This window comes from Rhodoluna sp., assembly GCF_024641065.1.
In the GTDB taxonomy this organism is placed as follows: Bacteria; Actinomycetota; Actinomycetes; order Actinomycetales; family Microbacteriaceae; genus Rhodoluna.
This window is the reverse complement of record NZ_JAHEDV010000004.1, coordinates 26854-53604: the sequence shown is the minus strand read 5'-3', so window position 1 is coordinate 53604 and position 26751 is coordinate 26854. Positions and strand designations below refer to the sequence as shown.

Genomic DNA, 26751 nt, shown 5'->3' with positions numbered 1-26751 from the left:
GCCAAAGGCGATTGCTCTAATCGAGATCAGCTGCGGGGTAAAACCAGCAGTTTCAGTTACTTCGAAGCCGCGATGGCTGCCTCAATTGCAGCCTTTAGCTTGGCATCTTCTTCTCCATAGAGAGTCCAGTCACCAGCAGCCATAGCTGCGTCACGAGCGAGCATTGCTGCCTTAGCCTTGGCCAAAGCATTTTGCAGAGCAACGTTTGTGGTGGTGCCCGGGTCGGTAGGGTCTACCGGCTCAGGGCTCACCGTGCCATCACCATCGCCAGCATTGGCGCCTGAATCGCCACCGAATAGTGCGTCTAGGGCGCCATCCAGGGTGTCTTCAAAAGCGATTTTGTCGCCGAAGGCAACCAGCACCTTCTTGAGCAGCGGAAAGCTGGTTTCACCAGTTGACTTGATGTAAACCGGCTGAACATAGAGCAAACCGCCACCAACCGGCAGTGTCAAGAGGTTTCCGTTAAGTACGGTGGTTGAACCCTGTCGCAAAATATTCAAAAGCTTTGAAACTTCTGAGTCTGAGCTAAACGAGTTTTGAACCTGACCTGGGCCCGGCACAATCGTGCTAGCCGGCAGCGTCATCAGACGCAACTTGCCATAGTTTGGCGAAACCTTGCCCTTTACCGAACCAGCATCTGAATCGGCTACAAAGTAACCCTTCAAGACGCTTCGACTTGCCTCACCGGTTGAACGCGGAATGAATGTCGAATAGATCGAGAATGCTGGCGAGGTGGTTCCAGGAACCTGCATGGTCAAGTAATAAGGCGGTTGCAGGTTAGCCGAACTACTTGAAGAGCTTGCTGACACCGGGTCATTCGGGGTCATCCATGCGTCTTCTTGCGAGTAGAACGAACCGGCGTCATCTACGTGATAGGTGCCAAGGATGGCACGCTGCATCTTGAACAAATCGGCAGGATAGCGAACGTGTGACATCAGTTCGCCTGACATTTCAGAGATAGGAAGCAGGGTGCTTGGGAAAATCTTCGACCAGGTCTTTAGGATCGGGTCTTTTTCATCCCAGGCATACAACTTGACGCTGCCGTCATAAGCGTCGACGGTGGCCTTCACCGAGTTGCGAATGTAGTTGATCTTGCCGCCGGTGCCGACTGAGCTACTGTCGGTGATTGCGTTACCGAAATCTTCAGCGCGCGAGTATGGGTAGTTTGCCGAAGTGGTGTAACCGTCGACGATCCAAACCACTCGCCCATCAACAATCGATGGGTAGCTGTCGCTGTCGAGAGTTAGGTAAGGCGCAACTGCCGCAACGCGCTCACGAGGGTCGCGGTTGTAGAGAATTTGCGAGTCGTTGGTGATGGCGTCAGAGAGCAAAATCTGCTCGCTCTGAAACTTCATCGCGTAGGACAAACGGGTGAAAATGTTGTCTAGCTTTGGACCACCGTTGCCAGAGAAGGTGGTGTAGGTCTGGTCTGCTTCACCGTCGCCCGCTGGGTAGTCAAGCTCAAGTGGAACATCTGACTTGGCACCAACGATTGAGTAGACCGGAGACTTCTCGCCAAAGTAAATGCGTGGTTCGTACTCTCCGAGCAATCCATCAGATGGAATACCCTTCTGCAAGAACACTGGCTGACCCTCGGTTGATCGCTGGTTACCGTAGGCAGCAACCACACCGTATCCGTGGGTATAAACCACAACGTTGTTGTACCAAGACTGAGAGTCGCCTAGGCCAGCCTGGTCTAGCTCTCGAACTGCCAAAACAGTGTCTTGAGTTTTACCGTCGATTGAATAACGGTCAACATCCAGGTGGGTCGCAAAGTTGTAATACTGCTTGTACTGCTCAAGCTGCTTGAACGATGCGCTAACCAAAGCTGGGTCGATGATTCTAATGTTGGCAGTGGTCTCGGCATCTTTTCGCAAAGCGCCAAGGGTGGCATCAGTCTTAGCCGCGTACTCAGAGGTTTCAACAGCGTCTAGGCCATAGGCCGCGCGAGTTGCCGCAATGTTGCGATCGATGTATTCAGCCTCAATGGTTCGCTCGTTCGGGCCAACCTGAAACTGCTGAACCAACCACGGGTAGAGGCCGCCTAGAACCATAGTGCTGACCACCATGAGCGCGGTGCCCATAATTGCCAAGCGCCACTTTCCGATAACTGCGGCGACCAAAAATAGCGCTGCTAGCACCAGGGCAATCAATGCCAGAATCTGAAAACCTGGGATGGTCGCGTTCACGTCAGCGTAGGTTGCACCGGTGTATAGACCAGATGAGCTGGTCATAGTTGAATACTGGTCAAGCCACAGTGAAGCACCTTGAACAACCAGGTAGATCGCAGCGGTGACCGCCAATTGAATGCGAGCAGACTTGCCCATGCGGCCCTGGCGAACACCAAAGCGCAGGTTGCCGTAGGCGAGGTGCACGCCAACCGCAATTAGACCTGAGATAAGTACACCTGCCGACACGAAACCGACCAATGCCTTCAAGAAAGGTAGGTCAAATAGATAGAACGAAATGTCTAGACCGAACTGGGCGTCGACTTCACCGGTATAGGTGCGGTTCAACCAGGTGATAACCACTGGCCATTTTGAAACTGCAGCAACGCCACCGAAGATTCCAAGCAAAAGTGGCAGGCCGATCATGACTACCTTGCGCAGCTGCTCAACTAACTGGCGAAGGCCAGCAAATGGGTTGTTCTCATCTGGGAATTTTGCATAGATCGGGCGGGTGCGATATGCAAGGTAAAAACCTAGCCAAGTGACCAAAGCCATGAACAAACCGGCCGCAGTGAACACGCCAATCTGAGCCAGAATCTGTGTGATGAAAACCTCACTGTAGCCAAGCTGGGCGAACCAAAGGTTATCTACATAGAGGCTGGATGCGCCGATTAGCGCTACGGCAATCACTGCCACAATGATCAGAGCAATTCTGAACGGTGAACGTCGGCGGTTTTGAGTCGGCGTTGAAGCAGATGACATTTTTCTCCTGATGCGTAGTGTGCAGGTTGTTGCTAAAAGCTATTTGGTGCAGCGGGCTAACCCTGAGAGCGATTGCTTTGAACCAATTTTCTCAACGGTAGCAAGGGCCTGGTCAAAGTTATCTACTTTGAAAACCTCGAGACCGGCTGGGATGTTCCCAATTACGTCTGAACAGTTATCGGCAGGTGCCAAGAAATATTTTGCTCCAGCTGCTTTAGCACCGAGCATTTTGTAGCTGATTCCGCCGATAGCGCCAACTTTTCCGGTTGGCGAGATGGTGCCGGTACCGGCAATAAACGCTCCGCCGGTGAGCTCACCAGGGGTGAGTTTGTCATACACACCTAGCGCAAACATCATTCCGCCTGACGGGCCGCCCACATCAGCAAGTTGCAATTTCACTTTCACCGGAAAGTCATATTTATAACTAACTTCTACGCCCATAACTAGCTTTGCGGCTTTGTTTTTGGTCGGAGTAATGTCGAAGGTTTTCTTCACTCCATCACGAAGCACGGTGACAGCAATGGGTTTTTTGCCATCTGATTTATCTAGGTAGGCAACCAGTTGCTCGTAGGTGTCGATGACCTGGTCATCCATGCCAATAATGAAGTCACCGGCAACCAATTTGCCCGACGCCGGCATCGCCTTAGAAACCTTGCTGATGTAAAGGTGCAGTGGAACCTGATAGCCTAGTTTGGTCAAGGCAACCGCAATCGCGTCTTGTTGAGAGATCTCCATCATGGCTGAGCTTTCAGCTTCAGCTTCGTCTGATGATTGGCCGATCGGAAAAACTTGATCGATTGGTAAAACACTCTTTTGAGGGTCTATCCAAGCTAAAAGCACCTGCAGCAGAGTAGGCGCACTATCTCGAGAACCAACAATGCCAACCGTCAAAAGTTCGAGGTGACCGGTGGTCGGGTAACTTGCTGTGTCTTCAATCTCAATTACGTATTCGCCCATCTCACCACCGAGGGTGTTGAAAGTTGGTCCCGGCTGTTCGATGACATAAGGCATTGGAACAAATGCGGTAGCCATTAGAGCGATAGCTGAAAACAGCACAAGAACTAAACCGACTAACTTGCGGGTCTTGGGTGCAGCATTCTGAGGTTCGGCTGAATCTGGTGGAGTTTGAAGACTCAACGAAACCCTTTCTTTGGCTGGAATGACTTAAGCCTAAGGCGGATTATGTTTATCAAAGGTTAGGAAAACATGAACGACAACAATGAGTCAAACGGCGGCATGAGCAAGGACGAGTTCGAGGCCTTCATGAAAGCCTTTCTCGCGAATCAAAATGGTCAAGACCCAGAAGCTTTAGCTGAGGCTATTGGCTTGCCAAAAGACCCTGCCGCCCTAGCCGATCTTTTAAAGCACCTGCAAAACGCGATGGGAGCAAGTGGCCTCTCTGGTGCTAACCCCGGCGAGAGTGGCGTCAACTGGCAACTCGCTGCGAATCAAGCCAAGACAGTTGCCGGCGAAGCATCCGTGGCAATCAAAGATTCAACCCGAGGAGCCTTGCACGCTGCGGTTTCAGTTGGTTCACTTTGGTTGAATGCAGCCACCGCAATCTCAGAGCTGACCAGCGAACCTAAGTTGCAAAGCCGTGAATTGTGGGTTGCCGACGCCATGCCTTTGTTTGAAGACCTTGCAAACCCGGTTGGCAATCGCATGAGCACCGCACTTAGCGAAAACTTGACCCAGAACGCACCTGAAGAATTGGCTTCTATTCTCGGCAGCGCTACCGGATTGATGAAGTCCGCCGGCGGGGCCTTGTTTGCCGTGCAGCTTGGCCAGGCCATCGGAAAAATGTCGAGCCAGGTGATCTCAGGCGGCGACATTGGATTGCCACTTTTCAAAGATCAGCGAGCAGCGTTTGTTCCCCAAAATCTCGATGAATTCGTGGCCGGTCTTGAAGTCGAACCTGACCAGGCTTACATCTACCTCGCTATCCGTGAGATGGCTCACGCGCGACTTTTCAAGCACAGCAAGTGGCTACGCGATGCAGTGGTTTCTCAGATTGCAAAATATGCGAGCGAAATCACGATCGACAACGACCGAGTTACCGAGATGACTCAAGACTTTGACCCAAACAACATGGATGAATTGCGCGAGGCCCTCGAAACCGGTGCTTTCATCGCTGACCGCACCCAAGACCAGCAGCAGGCGCTAGACAACATAGAGACATTGCTTGCTCTAATTGAGGGCTGGGTTGACGTGGTGACCGAAGAATCAACAAAGTTATTGCCAAAATCGGCAGCTATTGGTGAAGCGGTTAGACGCCGTCGAGCTACCGGTGGCCCGGCCGAACTCACCTTTGGAACTTTGGTTGGGTTGGAACTTCGCCCACGCAAACTGCGTGAGGCAACTGCCCTTTGGCGTGAAATCACCAATCAATTGGGCATCGAAAAGCGTGATGACCTGTGGAATCACCCAGATCTTGTGCCTACAGCCGAGGACATTGCCGACCCACACGCGCTAATTTCGCGTCTACAAAATTCAAAAGCTGAGAATGAAGACTTTGATCAAGCCCTTCGCGATTTGCTTGGGGATAACTAGCGCAGATTGAACTCACCTCGACCAGAATCTGGTCATGGTTATTCGACTTAATCCTCAAGAACAATCGGTCTGGCACGACACTAGAACCTTGCAAATCGGCCTTGGCCGCAAACGTGCAGTAATCGGTCAAATCACTCCTGCTCAAGAGCGCCTAATTGCGGCACTTTATCAAGGTATTGCCGACCAGCATTTGCCCGACTTTGCGGCCGGCCTGGGGCTCAAGCAATCTGAAACTCAAACTGTGCTTGAAGCGCTGGGCCCACTGCTCGAGACGCCGGTCGAAACCAATGGCAAGGCCAAGCCCCCGCTAATCTCAGCTGATTATGTTCAGAGTGCGTTTGCCGAGATTATCCGTGCGAGTTTGAACACCGGCTCTGACGGAGAACGAGTTTTGGCAATTAGAGGCCTTCGAAAAGTATTTATCGACGACCTTGCAGGTGCGGGTTTGACTTTGGCGTTGGGTTTGGCAGCAGCAGGGGTTGGCAAGATCTTTACCACCGATAACAGTTCAGTTCAAGTAGAGAACCTTGGCCCCAGTGGCTATGTTCAGCAACTTCTCGGTAGACCCAAAATCGATGCGGTCAATTCGCTGTTGGCGGCTTCTCCGAACCAATCAGAAGCGATTCTTATCGACGAAAATGTGAGCCGAAATTTCGACGCGGTTGATTGCGCAATTTTGATCGGTCAACAGGTTATTCAGCCAAAGCGATATGCGCGCTGGCTCAATCGAGACATTCCTCACCTTGCCATCACCTTTTCGAGCCACCGCGTTTTCATCAGCCCGATGATTCTGGCTAGCCAAAGCGCTTGCCTTCTCTGCCTCGAGCACTTCAAAGCGAACGAAGACGCAAACTGGCCGGTAATTGCTAGCCAGCTAATCGGTCGAAAACAGAAGTTTGATGATGCCGCGAGTTCGATGTTTGGTGCCGGCTTGGCCTTGCAAAAATGTCTAGCAACACTCGACGCTTGGGCTGGTTTTCAAATTGAATCAAAAAATTCGACCGGATACGAGCTTGATCTAGAAACTGGTGAAGTCACCGCTGTCACGTGGCCCGTTGCAGACGGTTGCGATTGCCAACGCTAGTGGGTCGGTAGAACTCGCAGGCTTAAATATTTAGCCTCGGGCCTGCAATTTCACTAAGAACCGTGACTGTTCACGCTCGCGCGAACTGGTTAGCTCTTGTCGTGCCCAACTCAAATTAAGTTCACGTCTGGCCCTGGTAAGGCCAACATAGAGCAGACGTTGCTCTTCGCGAATAGCTGAGTCAGTAAGCGCATAAGTAATCGGCAGGTAACCCTCGGTAAGCCCCATGATGAAAACTACGTCCCATTCGAGGCCCTTGGCCGCGTGAATAGTTGAAAGGGTTACCGCGGCTTTTACCGGCTCGTGCTGAGAACGCTGACGCTCTTCAATTTCTTTTGCGAAATCCATCATGGTTGCCCCTGCTGGCAACTCTTCGGTAATGGCCAAAAGCGAATTCAATGATTCCCATTTTTCGCGAGCAGAACCCTGTTCGGTCGGTTGTTGCGACTGCCAACCCATAGACCTACAGATATCTGAAACGGCGTGAAAAAGGTCTTTGTCGGTTGGCGATACTGCCTCAGCACGAATCGCTCGAATCGCGGCTTGTATCTCTGGACGATTGAAGAATCGTTCTCCGCCGCGCACTTGATAGTCGACTGCGGCCTGGGCTAGCGTGTTCTCAATGGCTTCGGATTGCCCATTGACTCGGTACAAAACCGCAATTTCACTTGGCTTCACACCCTGTTCGATCTTGGTCTTGATGGCGTTGGCAATCGCGGCACATTCGTCGGCCACAGTTGCGAAAGCAATTGTTCTAGGAGCTAAACCAACCTCGCCCTGAGATGCCAATGGCTCTACCAAATCAGAATCTGCGGTCAGACGGTTCGCAAAATTCACAATTTGTTGAGTTGAGCGGTAGTTGCGAGTCAGCTGAATCTCAGTTGCACCTTCATAGCGCGAAGCAAAGTTTCTTAGATATTCGCTGGTGGCTCCGGTGAATGAATAGATTGTTTGGTTTGGATCGCCCACAACGCAGAGATCTGAATGATTACCCAACCAAGCATCGAGCAAGGCGTGCTGAAGCGGCGAAATATCTTGATATTCATCGACGGTAAAGAAACGGTATTGCTGTTGAACATGGGCCAGAGCGCGCGGTTCGGCCCGAAGCATGCCCAGGGTGAGAATTAAGACATCTTCCCAGTCAATCTTCTGGGCTTTGATTTTTGCTTCTTCGTAGGCTTTTTGTAATTCAAGATTTTTTTCGTAGCTCAAACCAGCAACTTTGTCTCGGGTTTTGGCTACTTGCGCATATTCGTCGAGGCTCAGCATCGAAAACTTGCGCCATTCGATCTCGCCGGCAAAATCCCGAAGCGCTCCGGCATCCAGGCGAATTTTGGCCTCATCGGCAACCTGAGCGATCACCCTTGACTTTGACTGAATGATGCTCGGGGCTGGCACACCAGCGAATTGCGGCCAGAAGTACTCAAGTTGGGCCAACGCAGCTGCGTGAAAAGTCTTAACTGAAACTGCACCGATTCCGAGCTGTCTCAGTCGGGCTCGCAATTCACCAGCAGCACGGTTGGTGTAAGTCAATGCCAAAACTCGATTGGCAGCGTAGTAACCAGTTGCAATGCCATAGGCAATTCGGTGCGTGACGGTTCTGGTCTTTCCTGTTCCAGCACCAGCAAGGATGCAGGTTGGGCCGACTAACGATCGAGCGGCAAGAGTCTGCTCGGGGTCGAGGTTTTCTAGAATCTGTTCGGGATCCATCACTACCTACCGCTCGGTGGCAGATTCGATTGGCCCACCAAACCATTGCTCAATAAGCGCCCTCGAGATTGAAATTCGATTTGGCAACAACAAATTAGAAGCCTCAGATCGAATTTCTTCGCGACTGAACCAGCGAAGTTTTTCAATTTCTTCGCCATCTGGGTTCAATTCAAGGTGCTCAAAATTTGGGTCAACCTGAGCCGTGAACCCAACCATCAGGGAGTATGGAAAAGGCCAAGCCTGGCTGCCCTGAAACTGCGGGTTGATAACTCGAACTCCGGCCTCTTCAAAAATCTCTCGCTTCACAGCAGCTGCGAGTGACTCCCCTGGTTCAACGAAACCAGCCAAAATTGACCAGCGGTTGTCCTCCCAGATGCCCTGCGAGCCAAGCAAAATTCGATCTTGCGAATCTGTAATAGCAGCGATGATTGCTGGGTCTGTTCTCGGAAAGTTCTGGTGAGCATCAACCGGGCACAAACGAACCCAGCCCGACTGCACAACCTGGGTCGCTGAGCCACATCGAGGGCAGAATAGGTGGGTTTCATGCCAGTTGGCAAGTGCTAAAGCCTGGGCATATATTCCGGCGTCGCGCTCAGATAGGCCGGCACCCGTGCGTCTCAGTTGGTGCCAATTCTTAGCAATTGGCTCGATCGCCATGGCCTGACCTTCGTCGAGAACCACGAGGACCAACGCCGAGCCAGGCTCGACATCACGTTCTAAGTATTCGGTTTTGCCGAGATAGACCATCAGCGAGCCATCGAGCTTTTGAGTCGAGAGAGTTTCGGCCAGAGAAATTAGACGAAGTTGCGGAAGCAGGGCGCTGCCAGACTCTTCGAGCAAAACTTTGCCCTGGTGCAAGGCAACCATCCGGGTGTTTGCATTTGCGGCTAGCGTTTCGAAAAGGTTTTCATCAGTTCGAGAAAGGTAATCGCGGTCGACAGCTGAGCGTGCCAGCGGCAAGTTCAAGGGCTCGTTCATGGCTTCTCTCTGTCGTGATTCGCGTGGCGCTGCGAGGTGAAGCAATGGTTATCTTCTACTCTGAATTTCATGGCCAAATCTTCTTTGATTTTAGCGGCGCTTGCTAAAGACGCAGTGCCCCGCATTGACTTTCACCAGGTGCGCAGAATTTCTAATGGCGCCGCCGGCCACTACGACTCAGCACTCCTGACTGCTAATGACAACAGCTATTTTGTGGTTCGCGTTGCTAACAGCGCACAGGCAGGAACCGATCAGGAACTTGAATTGCGTGCCCTGAAAGCGCTGACTGCTGAGGTTCGAGAACAATTGCCGTTTGGTGTCACGCGTATGGTTGGCGAAACCAAGGATGAATTTGGTACTTCGGTTTACGTCTATGAATACGTGTACGGCAACGAAACTCAAATCGAGACAGTTCAAGCTGATTCAAGCCTGTCAACCAGCATCGGTAAGGCAATCGCAGGCATTCACAACCTGCCACTCGAACTTGTTCAGGATGCACACTTGCCTGAATACGATGTGGCCCAGGTAGCTGCCAAAAAAGTTGCTGAGCTTGACCGAATCCTTGAATCGGGCAAGGTTCCAGCAGTGCTGCTTGGCCGCTGGGAATCAGCCTTCGAAGACATCAGCCTGTTCCGTTTCAAGCCAACCGTCATTCACTCTCGACTCAGCTCAGAAACCGTGCTTCAGGCTGACGGTGAAGTCACCGGCATTCTCGACTGGACCAGCTTGCACATCGGCGACCCAGCCGAAGACTTTGCTTGGATTCTCGGAACTGGCCTTTATGAACTCAGCGACAGCATTCTTGATGTTTATCGCCAAAATCACCGCCACCAAGATGAAGGCCTGCGTCACCGCGCAACGCTTTATAACGAACTCGACATTGCTAAGTGGTTGTTGCACGCCATTGCAACCGGTGACGAAGATGCCATTGCCGATGCGACCAGCACACTCGAATTGCTGGCCAACGACGTAGAAACTGGGGCTATTGGGCGCCTAGCCATAAGCCAACCAGTGATCGAACCGGTTGAGGCATTCGAAACCTTGAGTGCCGAAGAATTCACCATGGCTGCCGATGAAGACGACCTTGAAATCATCGACCTAACTGTCGAGTCAGTTGAAGAAGTTGAAGTTGCAGTTGAGTACAACGACAACAAAACTCGACCAATCGAGCTGCCAGCAAAGACTGACAACGAACTCTTCTAGTTTTACTCTGCCTCGCCTGCTGTGGCGCTAGCCTTTTCAATTGCTTCATGCCAACGTTCTAGCAATTGTTTTTCGTCGAGCAGATGATTTGGTCGAATCTCAAGGTTTTGGGTAACGTAATAAAAGCTGGCCGAAATCTGATCAGGTGAAAGCCCAGAGAATTTCGAGTAGGCAAGACGATACAGCGCCAATTGCAATGATTTATCGGCTAAATCTTGCTCGTCTTTAGGCGGTTCTCCGGTCTTCCAGTCGACAATCTCAATGCCTCCATCGATCTCAAAAACAGCATCAAGTTTGCAAATGAAGGTATTTTTGGCAACCGTGAATTGAATCTCTTGCTCAACCGAAACGGGCTTCATTTTGGCCCAGCGGGATGCCTCAAAATTCTCAATGAGGTCTTCAATTTCAGTCACATCGTTATTTGTCGGCACACCAAAATATTGTTCTACCCAGCCGTGAAACAGTGTGCCCTTTCGGGTTTCTTTGTATGGCTTCGCCGGAACCGGTCTTCTGAACCTTTCGAGCAATTCTTCGATTGAAACCACATAGTCTTTGAAACTCGAAGCAGGAACTCGCACCGGCAGCTTGACCACAGCTTGGCTAGCTAGCCGCTCGGCCTGTTCAGCAAGCAACAGATCAATGTCGGCCTGAATTTGGTTAGAAAAATCTATGCCAGCTTTCTCAAGCTCTAACCTCTCAATGGCATCCAGGGTTTGTTCAGATGCCGATTGAAGCGCTTTTCTGTGCTTCTCACCCAAAGGGTCTAACGGCCACTGCTCAACCAGGGCAACTGCTTCTAGTGGATTCACCTCGGACTCGATTGCAGAGATTTCAGTTTTGGTTTTTTCGAGTGCCGCACCTAGAAAACGTGAGACCTCGCGAGGTTTTTTATTGCCTGGCTTCCAGTAAGAACCGGTGAGTAACAGTGAAGACTTCGGGCGGGTAACGGCAACATACATCAGGCGCAGTTCTTCATTCAGCTGATGGTTCTTCATGGCCAACTTGAAATCTTCGACGCTGCTCTTAGCCTGCGGTTGCGAACTGAGCCCTTGATAGTTCCAAACCGGAAGCGCGTCGTGGTCGCCGCGCAACGGGTATGGCAGCTCGCCAAATTTAATCCAGCCCGATCCGCCGCGATTACTCGGAAAATCACCTTCGATGAGGTTTGCAACTGCAACGTTGTTCCATTCAAGACCTTTAGCCGCATGGATGGTGAGCACTTGCACAACACCTCGTTCAGGTGAAGAGGTTGGAACTTCAAACTTTTCGCGTTGATCAGCAAAATCAAGCCAATCGAGAAATGCTCCGAGGTAAGCCTGCTGATTATTTGCGGAATAGTTGGCAACGATCGCGGCAAAAGCATTTAGATGTGCCATCGGATTCTTGCGTCGTGGATTCGCTAGAACCTCGATGTCGAGCCACAGCTCTTGTTCGACCGACCTCACAAAATCAACCAGTGAAAGACCTACCTGGCGCCTCATAGTTCTGAGTAGCCGCGCCGCATCGAGCATTCGAGCTAGGCCAACATCAGAGAAGCCAGCTTTTTCTGGGCTTTTGTCTTCGATCAGAAGGTCAAGTGCATCGACTATCGAAACTGCATCTTCAGGGGCGAATCCTTCTTGTTGGCGATCGCGCAGATTTTCGTCAATCTTGGCCCGGCGACTTGCATAGCGACTGAGGCGCTCAATATCTTTGGCACCGATCCTCCAGCGTGGGCCAGTGAGTAGCCGAATTAGTTGAGAACCCGCTTGCGGACTATGCAAAACCCTGAGGGCACTAACCAAATCAACAATTTCAGGCATTTCTAGCAGCCCGCCGAGACCAACTACCTCAACCTCGAGACCTGCGGCTTCTAGAGTTTCAACGAATAGATGCATTTGGCTGCGTTTACGAAGCAATAACGCTGAAGTCTGGTCAGGAGAATTTCGAGCCTTAAACCATTGAGCAACCCTCTCGGCTTCACTCTTTAGGTCTTGGCAAAAATCGATTGAAATCTCGCCTTGCTCAGCATGTGGCGAGGGCTTCAGCTCAACGACTTTGAGGTCACCGATTAGGTCATTCGCCAGTTCGAGAACTACACCCGGGTTTCGCCAAGATGTAGAGAGCGTGAAGTTGGCGCTTGCCGATTCGGCACCAAAGTCTCGGTAAAAGTTGGTGAGGTTTGAAGCGCTTGCCCCACGCCAGCCATAAATTGACTGATTCGGGTCGCCAACAGCAAAAACCGACGTGCCACCGAATAGGTTTTGAAGCAGTTTGGTCTGCAAGAACGAGGTGTCTTGATATTCATCTAGCAAAACCTGTTTGAAAGACTCTTGAACCTGCGCAACCACACCAGGAATCAATCGCGCAGCTCGCTCGGCCAGCACTACCTGGTCTGAATAATCAACAAATCCCTGTTTCTGTTTTTCAGCTCGATAAGCGTCTGCAAGTTTGGCAATGATTGGGGTGCCTAGAATCGGCGTGAACAGAGAATCCATGTAGGCAAATTTGGCTAGATCAGAAGAACCCTCACGCTTTGGCAGGTTATCTAAGGCTGAAACCACCGATTCGATGACGCCTTCAACCTCTTGCGCCGAAACCAGATTGTCATTCATCGAGGCAGCCATGGCCAGCACCGCTTCAACAATCGAATTCAGATTCGACTCAACATCAGCAAGTCGAGAATCTACAGACGCTCCCTGTTTGAGAACAACCTCGCGCGCCAATTGAAAAGCCGCGGCTTCTGATAGCAGCACAGCTTCGGGTTCATAACCAATTGCGAGTGCGTTATCGCGAAACAAGTTATTGGCATAGGCGTTGTACGTAGAAATGGTCGGTGCCACAAAGTCATAGTCGAGATCTTCGGGCCACATCTCGGTGTCACGAAGTTTCAGCAGACTCTCATAAATTCGCTTGCTCAATTCGGCTGCGGCTTTTCGGGTGAAAGTGAGGCCCAAAATTTGTTCTGGAGTTGCCACACCATTTGCAACGAGCCAGAGCACTCTAACTGCCATTAGTTCGGTCTTGCCACTGCCAGCACCAGCAACAATTAGCGAAGGCGAATTAGTGCTGGCAAGCTCGACGGCAGCTGCTTGCTCGGCAGTTAGGTCGAAAGGTTTGATTACTCGATAAACCTGGTTTGCAGTGAATTTAGCCACCAAATGACACCGCCTTGGTCAAGTGCAGTTTGCAACTTCCGAATTCGTTCTCGTTGGTGCAATGCGAGCCAACCTGGGCCACAAAGACGTGGTCTGTCATTGCCATACCCGTTGTTGCTGAAGCAACCATTTGCTCGAACTTTTCTTTAGCAAACTCGTCTGTCGCGATGCTGTCTTGAGTTCGCTCTGCGAGTTTCGATCCGACCAACAGCAATTTTGCGCCACCTAGTGTTTCGGCCTTAGACAGGCCATCCAAATGACTGAAAGCGCCATTTTCAAAACCCAGTTGATAGAGCCCCAGCTGCGCATGGTTTTGGGCTTCATCCTTGGTGAAATCTTTTGCACCAGTTTTGAGATCGACAATCATCACGCGACCATCTGGGTAAAGCTCAAGGCGGTCTACCTGACCGCGAACTCTGGCCCGACCCAGATCAAACTCAAAATTCACTTCTCTGCCGATTACCTGCCCGCCGGCCGATTCAAATTCTCGGATGTACTGAACCATGTTGGCAATCATCTTTTTCGCTCGGCGGCGACCGGCTTGTTCTAACCAGTCAGACTCAAATTTGAGCGTGTGCCATTTTGAATCAACTAATTGCCAGAGGGCATCTTCGTTAATCTCGGTGGCCAGTTCGAATGACTTGTGCAGCAGAGTTCCAAGGTTTGCCGAGAAAGTGTAATCAGAACCACCATGTGCCCCAAGGAACCAGTGCAGCGGGCACTTCAAAAAACTTTCGAGTTGAGAAGGTCGCACATAAACCTGTGCCTCTGGGTCTTGCAAATCAGTCAGAGGCTCAATGGTCGACAGTGGCAACATTCCATACCAACTGTCAGGATGCGCACCGGCAACACCGGCAGAGGCCAAGCGAGCCAACCCCAAAGCCAATGAATCTGTTTCAGATTCAACAGTTGAGGTAGCCAATCGGCGACGAAGTGAGCCGGCCATTCCACGCAAACTCAAAGCTGCGGTGGAATGGCTGATCGGTTCAGGCACACCGCCCAACAGAAGGTTCACAAATTGCGAGGTTTGAGTGTCTTCACTGTTAGCCACCGACACCAAGATTTTTTGACTCGCAGCGCCTACCGATTTGTAGAGCATTCGAAGCTCGTCTGGCAGTTCTGAGCGCTTCAATTCATTTGGATCGTCAACTCGACCAGATTTCAGTGCATCCAGTGCGGTTGCACCCAGCAGAGAAGACCTTGGTCGCAAGTTTGGCCACACACCCTCAATCAGTTGAGGCAAAGCAACCAGTTTGAATCGACGGCCAATCAACCCAGATGGGGTAACCAGCGAAACCAAATCGGCTGATTGATTGTTGAGAGCCAAGGTGTCTTCGGGTAGACCAAGCGCAAGTTGTTGGTTCACAAACAACCTCGGATCAGCGCCCGGGTTTCGTTCGACGTATCTATTGGCGGCAGCAAAAAGTGCAACTACCGCATCGAGGTTTCGGTTAGCTTGAACCGCAACCTCGCCTACTCCTCGGGCTGTCTCTCTCCATGATTTTTCTAGGTTAGAAGTGTTCCAAATGTGCCAGAGCAAATCTTCAATCGATGCTGAATCGTCGCCGGCAATCTTGCGTGCCTCGAAATAAAGCTTCAAAAAGGCATCGACCCGCTTGCCCTCTTGGCTAGCCACTGTTGCGATTGAACCTTCGGCATTGAACAGCTCGACAATCAGCTCATCGCTATTGCGTAAACCCTCGTTTTGCAATTCTTCGCGCCGAAGAGCTCTTCGCAATCTGCGCAGCCCAAGTGAGTCAAGCCCACAAAGCGGCGAACTAAAAAATTCAATTGCCTGCTCGATTTGAATTGCCTCGGATGAAAAACAAGCTTGCGCTAAGCGCAGCAGCACTCGAGAGCCAAATTCATCGCGCAGTGGCGATTGAGAACCGACAATCTGGAGCGGAACAGACTCATAGGCCAGGGCCGCTGACAATTGCTCTAGAGCAGCGCGCGAACGGGCAACCACAGCCATTTCATTCCAAGCGATGCCGTCATATAGGTGAGCCTCGCGCAGGCTTCGACCCAACCAGGCCAACTCTTCTTGAGGCTGATTGAACACTCGCCCAATAACTGTCTCAGCGTCAGGCTTGCTGGCAACCAAGGCCTTTCGCTGGCGACCTGCCCGAGCAGTATCTATTTGCGCTGAGACTCGGCCAAGTGCGGCACTGATCGCCTCGGCACGTTCCATCAATGAAGCATCAAGCACCTCGATGTCAACTTTTTTGCCTTGGATGCCCGCCACTCGATCAGCAAGGTTTGCCATGGCTCGTGGGTCAGCCGCGCGAAAGCCAAGGGTTGAAGAATCTGGGTCACCAAGCAGCACAAGTGAAGCACCCTTGCTTGCCAGAACAGCGATGAAATCGCTAGCCGCCGGGGTCAACTCTTGGGCATCGTCGACCAAAATCAACTTGAGGTCTAGCAACCGTTGAGGCCACTTATAAGTCTTGAGAATCGAAATAGCCTCGCGAAGCAACATAGCCGAGTCGAATCGGTTTTCGAATGCCCCAACTGAAACAAGGTATTCGTCAAACCAATCGGCGGAGGCAACCCACTCAGCACGACCAAACTGCAAGCCAATCCCCCGAAGTTCATCAGGGTCTACCCCGTGCTCGAGGCTAATCGAAATCAAATCGCGAAGCTCAGATCTAAAACCATTTAGCGCAACCACCTGCTTGTTGATGTGTTTGGGCCAACCAGCCTGCTCAAGATCATCATCGAGGTGGCTTTCGATTATCTCGGCCAAGATTCGATCTTGTTCGCTACCGCTAATTAGCTCGGGCATTCGGGAGCCCTGCGCTGCGGCTCGCTCAAGCAAAATTTCGAATGCGCAGGAATTTAGCGTTCGGGCCAGGTCGCCCGAGGTCGCAGCCTGAAGTTTGAGTGCTAGTTCATCTCGCAAGTCATTAGCAGCCTCGCGGCTGGCGGCGATGACCAGAATGTCATTTGCGCCAAGACCATCAGCTAAGGCAGCCTCAAATTTTGACTTCAAAACCGTGGTTTTGCCAGCGCCGGGCGCTCCAAAAACAGTGGTGAAAGTCATGCCCTCAAAACTACCTCGAGCTGCCGACAAAATTGAAAACCCTCGACACCTGGCCACAACTTGCCCGAGGCTGTCGTAATCTAAAAGCAAGCAAGAAAGGCCCTTCATGGACATCAGAATCGGTATCAAAAACAGCGCCCGCGAAATTAGCTTTGAGTCAGATCAATCTGCCAAGGATGTTGAAAGCGCAGTTGCTGCTTGTCTAGAAGCTGGCCAGAAGGTGCTAAAACTTTCTGACAACAAGGGTCGCCTTTTTGTAGTTCCAACCGAGGCACTTGCTTATGTAGAAATCGGCGCTGAAGAAGCTCGTCGAGTTGGGTTCATCGCCTAATGGATCCAATCAACCTGCTCAGCCTGGCATTTGTAGTTGTCTACGCGCTGATTCTTGGCCTAGTGGCTCCGTACATCAATTTGTCGAGCTCAAAGTTTGGTGCGCTGGTTCCAACCGCGCTGGCAATCGTTACCGGCAGTTTGGTCTGGAGCATTTTGACTTGGGCAGGCTTTCACTACGACGAAGCCTGGATCTGGCTAATTGTCATGTTGAGCATGCCGGTTGGCATGTGGTTGGGCGCTAAGCGCCTAACTAAAATTCGCACTTAGGCGGTAAGGCCCAGGGCATCCATGCGAATGGTGTGGGCGCCTATCAATTCGGTGACCAGTGGCTCGAGCTTTGAATAAGAAGCCAGGTTAACTTCGCGCTCTTCTTCGAGGCTAAGTTTTTTGGTCTTTGAGATGCCCGCCAATTTGCGGTTATCAAAAGCTGCTCGAAGCTCAAGCAAAACATCGCCCATCAAACGACGACCCCAAAGTGCAAGGCGTGAAGCCAACTGGGGGTCTGAAGCCATTGCCTCAAGCAATACGCGTTTAGCAAATTGTTCAAATTTCTTGTCACTGAGCGCCTTTTCAACATCTGCACGCAGAGTTGGCTCGAGGCCCACTGCAAGGCGGCGATAGAAGTCGTCTAGCAAACCTGAAACTAGATAAACCTTGATAACGCTCTCGAACCAGTCAAGACCATTGGTGCGCGAGTGAAAGGTTTCGATGCGTTCTACGTATGGATCCATGGCGTCGGTTGGGTCAACGCCGAGACCGGCAATTTTCTTAGAAATTGCGCGGTATTTTTCAAAACTCTTGGCAGCAGCTTCACCAAGTTCAGCTTTGTACTGGGTGTTCGGTGAATACTTCAGCTCGCTGGTGAGAATCTCAAACTGACTGAGCTGCAAATAAGCCAGCTGGCCCAAGAATGCCTTTGGCTCTGGGGTGTATGGCTTTAGGTTGACCTCGCCGGTGTTGCGGGCAGCACGCTCTTCACGCGGCGGCAATGTGAACTTGCGAGCGCCAGCGCGGATTCTTTTAAACCAATCAAACACATTGATAAGGATACTCACTCATCCGTGGCTCGCCATGCTCTCGCGAGTAGACTGGTCAAGACTTAGGAGCACTATTGAATTTCGCCGAATTAGGCATCGATGAAGACATCGTTGAAGCCCTCGCATCACGAGGCATCACCAGCCCTTTCCCAATTCAGGAAGAGGCCATCCCAGTTGCTCTAACTGGTCAAGACGTAATTGGTCAGGCAAAGACCGGAACCGGCAAGACCTTGGGTTTTGGTTTGCCACTGCTTCAGAGCTTGGGCAAGAACCCTGAAAAGGGCGCCAAGGCACTGGTTGTTGTGCCAACTCGTGAACTTGCAATCCAGGTTGCCGATGACCTAAAACTTGCTTCTGCAAACCGCGCCACCATGGTCGCTGCCATTTATGGTGGCAAGGCTTATGAAGAGCAGGTTGCCGAAATCAACGCCGGCGCACAGGTAATCGTGGGCACCCCAGGTCGTTTGATCGACCTCTCAAAGCAAAAGCTTCTCGACCTTGGCAACATTCGCTTCATGGTTCTTGACGAGGCCGACGAGATGCTCGACCTTGGTTTCTTGCCAGATGTTGAGCGCCTGTTCGCTTACACCCCGGATGGCCGCCAGACCATGCTTTTCTCGGCAACCATGCCAGGCACCATCGTCACCATGGCGCGCAAGTATCAGAACCGCCCGGTACACATTCGCACCAATGACCCGGATGAGGGCCAGACCAAGGCTGACATCAAGCAGTTCATCTACCGTGCTCACGCACTAGATAAAGATGAAGTTGTCGGCCGAATTCTTCAGGCTGAAGGTCGCGGCAAAACCGTAATCTTCACCAAGACCAAGCGCCAGGCTTCTAAAGTTTCTGAAGAATTGGTAGACCGCGGCTTCAATGCAACTGCCCTTCACGGAGACATGACCCAAGAGGCGCGCGAGCGTTCGATGGCAGCCTTCCGCTCAGGTAAAAAAGACATCCTGGTTGCAACCGAGGTGGCAGCTCGTGGAATCGACGTTGACGACGTGACTCACGTAATCAACTACACAATTCCTGAAGACGAGAAGGCCTACCTGCACCGCGTTGGTCGCACCGGTCGCGCTGGTCGCACCGGCATCGCCGTTACTTTTGTTGACTGGGAAGACCTGACTCGCTGGGGTCACATCAACACCGCACTCGAATTTGGTCAGCCTGAACCGACCGAAACCTACTCGAGCTCAGCTCACCTGTTTGCAGATCTTGAGATTGCAGCCGGAACCAAAGGTCGAATTGCCAAGAGCAAGCGCCCTGAAGGCTGGAAGCCAGGCGACGACGAAAAGCCTCGCGGCTCTCGTTCAGCCGGTGGCCGTTCAAACTCAGGTCGCCCAGGTGGACAGTCTGGTCGCGGTCACAGCGAAGGCTCAAACCGCGGTGACAAAAACCGACGACCTCAGGGCGACAAGCCTCACAAGACCGAGGGCGAAGCGGCAGCAAAGTCTGAGTCGCACGGTGGTCACGAACACCCGCGCCCTGAGCGCAACCGAGTTCGCCGTCGCGTAAATAAGAGCCAGCAGAGCTAGTTCTAGATTTGGGCTTTTGTGCCCGAACCCTGAGCCAAAATTCGATCGAGCATCTCTCGCTCGGTGCTGTTTTCACCTAGTCGATTCGGCTTGCCATCTATGCCGTGATAATCGCTAGAGCCGGTAACAATGAGGTCGTGCTGTTCAGCTAGCTCAAGCAACCATTCACGTGCCTGTTCCGAAACCTCGCGGTGATAAACCTCGAAGCCAGCCAAACCTGCTTCGATCATGGTTTCAAAATATGCCTGCGGTAGGTCGCCTCGATTGAGCGAACCTTTCACCCCACCAAGAGGGTGCGCAATGATTGGTACTCCCCCGGCGGCCCGAATCATTTGAATAGCTTCGAGCGTGTCAGTGGTCTTGGTTGCAACGTAGTAAGGGCCGTGCTTGTCTAGTGGGCCGTCAAAGGCCTGGGCTCGATTCTCAAAATGCCCCAGGTGAATTAGCGCATCTGCCAGCGCCGGGCGGCCAATGGTTGCACCCTCTTCAAGCATGTTGGTAACGAGCTCCCAGGTGATGTCATAGTCAACCGAGAGCAGTTCAACAATTCGTTGAGCGCGAGTTTCGCGTGACAAAACCGTTGCCGCTAATTCGCGGGCCAAGGGTTCATAATTTGGGTCAGGCAGGTAGGCCAGCATGTGAACGCTGATGCCGCGAGGTTTTCCATCCTTGGATGCGGTTTCAGCCCTGGTAGTTACCTCAATGCCCGGCACAAAACCCAGCCCCAGACGAGATGCGGTCTCAGCAGCCTCGGCCCAGCCAGAGGTGGTGTCGTGATCGGTGAGCGCCAGGATGTCTACTTTTGCGAGCGCAGCCTGCTCAAAAACCTCACGCGGAGTCTCTCTGCCATCAGAGCGCGTGGAGTGGCTGTGTAAATCAATCCTGGTCATAGTGCCAGAATAAAGGCATGAGGAGTCGCACACCGCACAGCAGCCAATTCTTGAATTACATAAGTTCAAACTGGGCCGCTCCTGAAAAGCACAAGATCAAAACTGCCGAGGTCGCAAAATTCGCTGCCAAGCGCCGAGCCGCAGTTGCCGCCGAGTTTGCTGGCAACGTGTTGGTTTTCGAATCTGGGGCATTCAAGGTTCGCTCCAATGACACCGATTACATGTATCGCCCTCACTCAGCTTTCGCTCATCTGACCGGGTGGGGCTCAGACACCGTAGCCGACTCAATTTTGGTGATCGACGCTCGCGAAGCAAAACCAGTTTCAACCCTCTATTTTCGAGAGACCGCTGGTCGTGACAGTGACGAGTTTTTTGCCAACTCAGCGATCGGTGAATTCTGGGTTGGTGCTCGACCAAGCCTGAGTGATGTTTCGAAACTGCTCGACATCAACACCCAACCACTCAAGGCATTCAATGCATTCAAGCGTTCTGTTGCGAATACGCAACTTATCAACCTGAACAAGAGTGCCGATTTGGCCCAGTTCGTATCAGAGCTGCGCCTAATCAAAGACAAGTATGAAATTGAGCAAATGCGTCTGGCTGTCGAGGCGAGCATCCGTGGGTTTGAAGAAGTAGCTAGAAATCTGAAACAGGCCAGAAAGCACCACCGCGGCGAGCGCATTGTTGAAACTGCCTTCTATTCAAAGGCCCGACTCGAGGGCAACAACCTGGGCTATGACACCATCGCCGCCTCTGGCCCACACGCCTGCACTTTGCACTGGATCGTGAACAACGGACCAGTGAAAAACGGCGACCTTTTGCTGCTCGATGCCGGTGTTGAAATGGATAGCCTCTACACCGCTGACATCACTCGAACCCTGCCGGTCAATGGCAAGTTCACCGATGTTCAGCGCAAAATCTATGAGGCCGTTCGCGAGGCTGCCGATGCGGCATTTGCGGTTGCCAAACCCGGTGCCAAATTCAAGGATGTTCACGCAGCGGCGATGGAAGTAATCGCTGCCAAGACTGCCGAGTGGGGCTTGCTGCCGGTGAGTGCCGAGCGTTCACTTGAACCTGACCAACAGTTTCACCGACGCTGGATGGTTCACGGCACCAGCCACCACCTCGGACTAGATGTTCACGACTGCGCACAGGCTCGTCGCGAGATGTATCTTGAGGCCGAGTTGAAGCCAGGAATGGTCTTCACGATTGAACCTGGGCTTTATTTTCAGCCTGATGACCTTTTGGTTCCTGAAGAATTTAGAGGCATTGGCGTTCGAATTGAAGATGATATTTTGATCACCAAAAAAGGTGCTGAAAACCTCAGCGCTGCATTGCCTAGGGAGTCAAAGGCCGTTGAAAAATGGCTGAAAAAATACAGCTAATCAGGCTTTAGTTATTCGGTAATGATTTGCTGAGCTTCGATTAGCTTGGCTTGCTCAAAAAGACTGCTTGGCACCTGAACCTGATATTTCGCGGCTACCAAAGTTGACTGCGCAATAAAGGTTCGCTTGTTTTTGGCCAGACTGTAGCGAATAACGTTAGCCAGCATTCCGATGCCGGCACCAATAACGATTGAAGACCCAAGACCTGAATAAATCTGGTTGATGCTTGAGTTTAAATTTGCTGGGTCAGGGTTTGCGCCAAACAACAATGCATAGGCCAAACCAACCCAAGCACCGGTTGTTGCACCGGCAATGGCCATGCGGGCGTAATTGATTTTGCCGCGCACTCGCTCAACCGAACGCAAATCTGAACCCACAATGGCAATCGCACCAGCCGGAAACTTGCCGGCGATTAGCTTTTCTACCAAAGCGGCCGCCTCTGGATGAGTCTTAAAAGTGGCGAGCACTTCACCCTTTGGTAGGGCTGGCGGCTGGTTTCTTGAATTCTTTGGCTTGTTGTTCACCTTTTCATTCTGGCATGGCTCTTGCCTCTCGTCTAAGGTTGAACGGTGAGCGCAACTAGAGTATTCGTCGCCAGATTGGCTGGCTGTGGCGTCTTTGACCCTGCGGGAGACCGCGTAGGTAAGGTCATTGACGTTCTTGTGGCCTACCGTAAATCTGGATCGCCTCGCGCAACAGGCATGTTGGTTGAGATTTCTGGTCGACGCCGAGTTTTCGTTCCGATCTCAAGAGTTACCTCTATTTCAGCCGGGCAGGTAATCACCACCGGCCTGATTGACCTACGTCGTTTTACTCAACGAGGCCAAGAGGTTCGCGTAATTGCCGAGATGCTCGGCCGCAAAGTTCGCTTGCTAGATGGCAGCGGCGCAGCGAGCATTGAAGACCTCGCTATTGAACAGGGCAAGAACAAAGAGTGGACCATCTCTGAACTGTTCCTTCGCCGCCCAAAGACCTCGGCTTCACCATTTGCCCGCGGAGCCACCCTTTTTGCTGCTTGGGAGCAAGTTTCTGAAGAAGCTCGCGGTGAAGAAGGCCAGAGCGCACAGCAGCTGATTGCTACCTATTCAGACCTTCGCCCTGCCGACTTGGCGAGCGCGCTTCTAGACCTACCTGACGAGCGCATGCTTGAGGTTGCCGAAGAGCTCGACGACGAGCGTCTTGCCGATGTTCTTGAAGAGCTGCCAGAAGACGAACAGATTGACATCATCACCGAGCTTGATGACGAGCGCGCCGCAGAGGTTCTCGACCTGATGGAACCTGATGACGCCGCCGACCTTATGGCAAATCTGCCAGAAGCTCGCACCGAGGCAATTCTTGATCTCATGGATGAAGAAGAAGCTGACGACATTCGTATGTTGATGCAGTTTGATGAGTTCACCGCTGGTGGTTTGATGACCACTGAGCCAATCATCTGTGCGGCTGACGCGACCGTTGCCGAGGCAATGGCATTGATTCGTCGCGTTGAGGTTGCTCCCGCGCTAGCGGCATCGGTGTTCGTAACTTTGCCACCCTATGAAGTTGCCACCGGGCGATACCTCGGCGTGGTTCACTTTCAGCGCATGTTGCGTTACCCGCCTCATGAGCGCCTCGGAAACCTGCTTGATACCGAGCTCGAACCGGTAAAGGCAGACACTCACATTTCGGTAATTCACCGAACCCTGGCGAACTACAACTTGGTAGCGCTGCCGGTTGTTGACGCAGACCACCGCCTGATTGGTGTGGTTACCGTTGACGACGTACTTGACCACCTATTGCCTGATGACTGGCGAACCGAAGATGAGGAGGCACAGCATGGCTAACGACCGCCTAGATTCACCGCTGCGCTCACGTCAGCGCTTGGCTCCAAAGATTTCGATTGACCGTGAGCAGTTTGGCCGCGCATCCGAGGCTTTTGCGCGCGCAATGGGCACCGGCGCGTTTTTGATTGGCATGACCGTTGTGGTCACCATTTGGCTTATATGGAACACCCTGGCACCCGAGGCTGCGCAGTTCGACCCGCGCGCAACTAACTTCACCCTCATGACTTTGATTTTGTCGATGCAGGCTTCTTATGCTGCGCCACTTATTCTTTTGGCTCAAAACCGCCAGGATGACCGCGATCGCGTGCAGTTCGAGCAGGACCGCCAGCGTGCTGAGCGAAACCTTGCCGACACCGAGTACCTGGCTCGCGAGGTGGTTGCCCTGCGTTTGGCCATTGAAGATTTGGCAACCAAAGACTTTGTTCGCGACGAACTTCGCGACCTGTTGAAAGAGATCTTGGATGAGCGCAAGCGCGATTGAGCGCGCCCTCGCCACCGTTATTGACCCTGAGCTTCGGTTGCCACTGACCGAACTGGACATGGTTGAAATTGGCGAGAACTCGGTGACCGTAAAACTCACCGTTGCCGGTTGCCCAGCTGCTCAAAGAATTGAAGTCGATGTTCGCAAGGCCGTAGCCGAATTCAACCTCGAAGTAATCATGAGCGTCATGAGCGTTGCAGAACGCGATGCACTAAGAGTGAAGCTGCGTGATGGCAAGCCACCGCGCTTCAATCCTTTTGGCAAAGACACCCTCACCCGCGTTTATCTAATCGGTTCGGGCAAGGGTGGCGTGGGTAAATCTTCGACCACGGCAAACATTGCCATTGCGCTTGCCGAGCTAGGTTTTCGTGTCGGCCTAGTTGATGCTGACATCTTTGGTTTCTCGATTCCGGGTCAACTAGGCATAACCGACAAACCAACCAGGGTTGACGAACTCATTCTGCCGCCGGTAGCAGAGGCTGGCCCGTGGGGCGTAAAAGTCATTTCGATTGGCATGTTCCTCGAAGACAACAAGCCGGTGGCCTGGCGTGGCCCGATGCTTCACCGCGCGGTTGAACAATTTTTATGTGATGTCTATTGGGGCGACCTTGATTTCTTGTTGGTTGACCTACCTCCGGGCACCGGCGATGTCGCCATCAGCCTCGGTCAATTGCTGCCAACAGCCAAAACCATCGTGGTTACTACACCGCAGGTTGCAGCCGCTGAGGTAGCCGAGAGATCTGGTTCAGTTGGCCTACAAACCGGTCAGAGCGTGTTCGGGGTAATCGAAAACATGAGCTGGCTTGTGCAGCCCGATGGCAGCCGTTTCGAGCTGTTTGGTGCCGGAGGCGGGCAAGCTGTTGCTGACCGCTTGTCGGGCATCTCAGGCGCTCCTGTGCCGGTTCTAGGGCAGATACCCATCAGCGTGGCCCTGCGTGAAGGTTCAGATGCCGGCAAGCCGGTGGTGAGCTCGAATCCGACCGACCCAGCTGCCGAGGCTATCCGTGAAATTGCTGTGAAAATCAGCCAAGACAAGATTGGTTTGGCGGGCAAACTGCTTAGAGTTAGCGTGTGAGCGAAACCAGCATTGCAACCCTGATTGCACACCTACCTTCAACCGAAGCAGCTGCCACGGTTTTGAACCCGAGCAATGGCCGAAAGATCTTTGATCTGCCGCAACTTCAAGAGCACCAAGTGGTTGCCGCGGTAAAAAATGCAAAAACCGCCCAGGATGATTGGTCGCAAACCCCGGTCTACACACGTGAGCGAGCGTTATTGCGACTTCACGATATTTTGCTTGCCAACGAAGAGAAACTTCTTGACCTGCTGCAGCTAGAGACTGGCAAATCACGCGCACACGCTTTTGAAGAAACCGCTGGAGCGATTTCGGCAGCTGCCTACTACGGCAAAATTTCTGGCAAAACTCTGGCACGCAAGCGAACGAAAGCTGGCGTTCCATTGCTGACCAAAACTTATGTCGACCACATTCCCGTTGGCGTGGTTGGTGTGATCACTCCGTGGAACTATCCGCTAGCTCTCACCATGCTTGATGTCCTGCCGGCGCTCGCCGCAGGTAACGCCGTGGTTCAAAAAGCTGACAACCAAACAGCGCTCACAGTGTTGTTTGCCAGACACCTAGCCGTTGAAGCCGGTATTCCCGAGGATGCCTGGACTGTGGTCACCGGCGACGGCGCAACGGTGGGCAATGCCATTGTCGACAACGTTGACTATGTGGCGTTCACAGGTTCTACCGAAACTGGGCGAAAGGTTGCTCAGCGTGCAGCCGGGCGCCTGATTGGATGTTCACTCGAACTTGGTGGCAAAAACCCGATGATCGTGCTCGAGGGTGCCAACCTCAAACGTGCCGCCGAAATTGTCTTGAGCGGCGCGTTCAGCTCGGCCGGTCAACTATGCGTTTCAATCGAGCGTGTCTATGTGGCCAACAGTGACAAAGCTAAGTTCTTAGAGATCTTGGCTGCCAAAACCCAAGAGCTCAAGGTTGGCAAATCAAACGACTTTAGCGTCGACATCGGTTCGCTCGGTGGCTATAACCAACTTCAGCGAGTTTCAGGTTTCATCAACGATGCTGTGGCGCAGGGTGCCGAGGTTGTAGCCGGCGGCAAAGCGTTGCCAGAGATCGGCCCATACTTTTATGCCCCAACAGTGATCACCGATGTTCCTGAAACTGCCCGGATGGTTCGGCGTGAAGTCTTTGGCCCAGTGGTCAACGTTGAGGGTTACGACAGCATCGATGAGGCAATCGAGAAAGCCAACGACAGCGATTTTGGTTTGAACGCATCGGTGGTTGGTCCGGTGAAATCGGCTAAAGAGGTTGCTCGCTATTTGCACGCAGGAAGCGTGAACATCAACGAGGGTTTCAGGGCAAGCTTTGCATCCATGCAATCACCGATGGGCGGAACCAAAACCTCAGGCCAAGGTCGCCGCAATGGGCCAGGCGGGCTGCTTAGATTCACCGAAACCAAGGTCATTGGAATTGCCAGCACAGCATTGCGTCTGCCAAGCCGCGCAAAAGATTACGAAAAAATGGCCCCGCTGATGCGAGTGCTGCTCAAAGTTCTTCGCCGCATCACGCTCTAAACAGAAACGCTAAAACAGCGAGCTTGATTTGAGC

The 26751-nt window shown here is 52.3% G+C and carries 20 protein-coding genes; 11 read left to right on the top strand and 9 right to left on the bottom strand.

Translation table 11 applies throughout. The annotated features are described in order from the left end of the window. Window positions 1-56: 56 nt before the first annotated feature. Together Q0L26_RS04175 and Q0L26_RS04170 are read right to left on the bottom strand one after the other, a co-directional pair. Window positions 57-2930, bottom strand: a complete 2874-nt coding sequence (locus Q0L26_RS04175; protein WP_296647819.1) for a UPF0182 family protein — start codon at window positions 2928-2930, stop codon at window positions 57-59. 39 nt (window positions 2931-2969) lie between these two features. Beyond that, the gene (locus Q0L26_RS04170) at window positions 2970-4067 is read right to left on the bottom strand and encodes a S16 family serine protease (protein ID WP_296647816.1); all 1098 of its coding nucleotides are present in this window, start codon (window positions 4065-4067) and stop codon (window positions 2970-2972) included. Window positions 4068-4136: 69 nt separating this feature from the next. Between Q0L26_RS04170 and Q0L26_RS04165 the strand changes: the two genes are divergently transcribed. Together Q0L26_RS04165 and Q0L26_RS04160 are read left to right on the top strand one after the other, a co-directional pair. Next, complete coding sequence (locus Q0L26_RS04165; RefSeq protein WP_296647813.1) at window positions 4137-5480, top strand: zinc-dependent metalloprotease; 1344 nt, start codon at window positions 4137-4139, stop codon at window positions 5478-5480. Window positions 5481-5514: 34 nt separating this feature from the next. Continuing rightward, complete coding sequence (locus Q0L26_RS04160) at window positions 5515-6564, top strand: hypothetical protein (RefSeq protein ID WP_296647811.1); 1050 nt, start codon at window positions 5515-5517, stop codon at window positions 6562-6564. A 30-nt stretch (window positions 6565-6594) separates the two neighbouring features. Here the strand turns inward: Q0L26_RS04160 and Q0L26_RS04155 are convergent, their stop codons facing one another. Together Q0L26_RS04155 and nudC are read right to left on the bottom strand one after the other, a co-directional pair. Next, a complete protein-coding gene (locus tag Q0L26_RS04155) occupies window positions 6595-8274 on the bottom strand; it encodes an ATP-dependent helicase (protein ID WP_296647807.1) in 1680 nt (559 codons plus the stop codon). Between the two features lie 6 nt (window positions 8275-8280). Further along, window positions 8281-9252, bottom strand: coding sequence for an NAD(+) diphosphatase (gene nudC, locus Q0L26_RS04150; RefSeq protein ID WP_296647804.1), 972 nt, complete (start codon window positions 9250-9252; stop codon window positions 8281-8283). Between the two features lie 69 nt (window positions 9253-9321). Here nudC and Q0L26_RS04145 point away from each other — a divergent pair, with 69 nt between their 5' ends. Further along, window positions 9322-10455, top strand: a complete 1134-nt coding sequence (locus tag Q0L26_RS04145) for a phosphotransferase (protein WP_296647801.1) — start codon at window positions 9322-9324, stop codon at window positions 10453-10455. Between the two features lie 2 nt (window positions 10456-10457). On the opposite strand, the gene Q0L26_RS04140 is transcribed toward Q0L26_RS04145, so the two are convergent. Both Q0L26_RS04140 and Q0L26_RS04135 read right to left on the bottom strand, forming a co-directional pair. Then, entirely contained in the window at window positions 10458-13592 is a 3135-nt protein-coding gene (locus Q0L26_RS04140; protein ID WP_296647798.1) for an ATP-dependent DNA helicase, read from the bottom strand. After that, complete coding sequence (locus Q0L26_RS04135; RefSeq protein ID WP_296647796.1) at window positions 13585-16635, bottom strand: UrvD/REP family ATP-dependent DNA helicase; 3051 nt, start codon at window positions 16633-16635, stop codon at window positions 13585-13587. The genes Q0L26_RS04140 and Q0L26_RS04135 overlap by 8 nt, the downstream gene beginning before the upstream one ends. Window positions 16636-16741: 106 nt before the next feature. On the opposite strand from Q0L26_RS04135, the gene Q0L26_RS04130 reads away from it, so the two are divergent. Then, window positions 16742-16966, top strand: coding sequence for a DUF3107 domain-containing protein (locus tag Q0L26_RS04130; RefSeq protein ID WP_296647793.1), 225 nt, complete (start codon window positions 16742-16744; stop codon window positions 16964-16966). Continuing rightward, window positions 16966-17235, top strand: a complete 270-nt coding sequence (locus tag Q0L26_RS04125; protein ID WP_296647791.1) for a hypothetical protein — start codon at window positions 16966-16968, stop codon at window positions 17233-17235. Before Q0L26_RS04130 ends, Q0L26_RS04125 begins: the two co-directional genes overlap by 1 nt. Here Q0L26_RS04125 and Q0L26_RS04120 read toward each other — a convergent pair. Then, window positions 17232-18023: a ferritin-like fold-containing protein gene (locus Q0L26_RS04120; protein WP_296647788.1), complete on the bottom strand. Its 792-nt coding sequence runs from the start codon at window positions 18021-18023 to the stop codon at window positions 17232-17234. The genes Q0L26_RS04125 and Q0L26_RS04120 overlap by 4 nt on opposite strands. A 56-nt stretch (window positions 18024-18079) precedes the next feature. Between Q0L26_RS04120 and Q0L26_RS04115 the strand changes: the two genes are divergently transcribed. Then, the gene (locus Q0L26_RS04115; protein ID WP_296647785.1) at window positions 18080-19543 is read left to right on the top strand and encodes a DEAD/DEAH box helicase; all 1464 of its coding nucleotides are present in this window, start codon (window positions 18080-18082) and stop codon (window positions 19541-19543) included. A 2-nt stretch (window positions 19544-19545) separates the two neighbouring features. Here Q0L26_RS04115 and Q0L26_RS04110 read toward each other — a convergent pair whose 3' ends face one another. Further along, window positions 19546-20433, bottom strand: a complete 888-nt coding sequence (locus tag Q0L26_RS04110) for a PHP domain-containing protein (RefSeq protein ID WP_296647783.1) — start codon at window positions 20431-20433, stop codon at window positions 19546-19548. A 17-nt stretch (window positions 20434-20450) separates the two neighbouring features. On the opposite strand from Q0L26_RS04110, the gene Q0L26_RS04105 reads away from it, so the two are divergent. Continuing rightward, the gene (locus tag Q0L26_RS04105; protein ID WP_296647781.1) at window positions 20451-21818 is read left to right on the top strand and encodes an aminopeptidase P family protein; all 1368 of its coding nucleotides are present in this window, start codon (window positions 20451-20453) and stop codon (window positions 21816-21818) included. 11 nt (window positions 21819-21829) lie between these two features. On the opposite strand, the gene Q0L26_RS04100 is transcribed toward Q0L26_RS04105, so the two are convergent. Next, entirely contained in the window at window positions 21830-22342 is a 513-nt protein-coding gene (locus tag Q0L26_RS04100; protein ID WP_296647780.1) for a general stress protein, read from the bottom strand. A 45-nt stretch (window positions 22343-22387) separates the two neighbouring features. Here Q0L26_RS04100 and Q0L26_RS04095 point away from each other — a divergent pair, with 45 nt between their 5' ends. From Q0L26_RS04095 to Q0L26_RS04080, 4 genes are read left to right on the top strand one after another with little or no spacing between them, the layout of a single operon-like run. Beyond that, window positions 22388-23638, top strand: coding sequence for a CBS domain-containing protein (locus Q0L26_RS04095; protein WP_296647776.1), 1251 nt, complete (start codon window positions 22388-22390; stop codon window positions 23636-23638). Further along, entirely contained in the window at window positions 23631-24119 is a 489-nt protein-coding gene (locus Q0L26_RS04090) for a DUF1003 domain-containing protein (RefSeq protein WP_296647774.1), read from the top strand. The genes Q0L26_RS04095 and Q0L26_RS04090 overlap by 8 nt, the downstream gene beginning before the upstream one ends. Then, on the top strand, window positions 24100-25194 hold the full coding sequence (locus Q0L26_RS04085; protein WP_296647773.1) for an Mrp/NBP35 family ATP-binding protein: 1095 nt from the start codon (window positions 24100-24102) through the stop codon (window positions 25192-25194). The genes Q0L26_RS04090 and Q0L26_RS04085 overlap by 20 nt, the downstream gene beginning before the upstream one ends. Further along, window positions 25191-26717, top strand: coding sequence for a succinic semialdehyde dehydrogenase (locus tag Q0L26_RS04080; RefSeq protein WP_296647769.1), 1527 nt, complete (start codon window positions 25191-25193; stop codon window positions 26715-26717). The genes Q0L26_RS04085 and Q0L26_RS04080 overlap by 4 nt, the downstream gene beginning before the upstream one ends. Window positions 26718-26751 lie beyond the last annotated feature (34 nt).

What these genes read in the sequence shown, in the direction of transcription:
- Q0L26_RS04175 (WP_296647819.1), bottom strand. Translation starts at nt 2,930, where the DNA reads ATGTCATCTGCTTCAACGCCGACTCAAAACCGCCGACGTTCACCGTTC.
- Q0L26_RS04165 (WP_296647813.1), top strand. Translation starts at nt 4,137, where the DNA reads ATGAACGACAACAATGAGTCAAACGGCGGCATGAGCAAGGACGAGTTC.
- Q0L26_RS04160 (WP_296647811.1), top strand. Translation starts at nt 5,515, where the DNA reads ATGGTTATTCGACTTAATCCTCAAGAACAATCGGTCTGGCACGACACT.
- Q0L26_RS04155 (WP_296647807.1), bottom strand. Translation starts at nt 8,274, where the DNA reads ATGGATCCCGAACAGATTCTAGAAAACCTCGACCCCGAGCAGACTCTT.
- nudC (WP_296647804.1), bottom strand. Translation starts at nt 9,252, where the DNA reads ATGAACGAGCCCTTGAACTTGCCGCTGGCACGCTCAGCTGTCGACCGC.
- Q0L26_RS04145 (WP_296647801.1), top strand. Translation starts at nt 9,322, where the DNA reads ATGGCCAAATCTTCTTTGATTTTAGCGGCGCTTGCTAAAGACGCAGTG.
- Q0L26_RS04135 (WP_296647796.1), bottom strand. Translation starts at nt 16,635, where the DNA reads ATGACTTTCACCACTGTTTTTGGAGCGCCCGGCGCTGGCAAAACCACG.
- Q0L26_RS04130 (WP_296647793.1), top strand. Translation starts at nt 16,742, where the DNA reads ATGGACATCAGAATCGGTATCAAAAACAGCGCCCGCGAAATTAGCTTT.
- Q0L26_RS04125 (WP_296647791.1), top strand. Translation starts at nt 16,966, where the DNA reads ATGGATCCAATCAACCTGCTCAGCCTGGCATTTGTAGTTGTCTACGCG.
- Q0L26_RS04110 (WP_296647783.1), bottom strand. Translation starts at nt 20,433, where the DNA reads ATGACCAGGATTGATTTACACAGCCACTCCACGCGCTCTGATGGCAGA.
- Q0L26_RS04105 (WP_296647781.1), top strand. Translation starts at nt 20,451, where the DNA reads ATGAGGAGTCGCACACCGCACAGCAGCCAATTCTTGAATTACATAAGT.
- Q0L26_RS04090 (WP_296647774.1), top strand. Translation starts at nt 23,631, where the DNA reads ATGGCTAACGACCGCCTAGATTCACCGCTGCGCTCACGTCAGCGCTTG.
- Q0L26_RS04085 (WP_296647773.1), top strand. Translation starts at nt 24,100, where the DNA reads ATGAGCGCAAGCGCGATTGAGCGCGCCCTCGCCACCGTTATTGACCCT.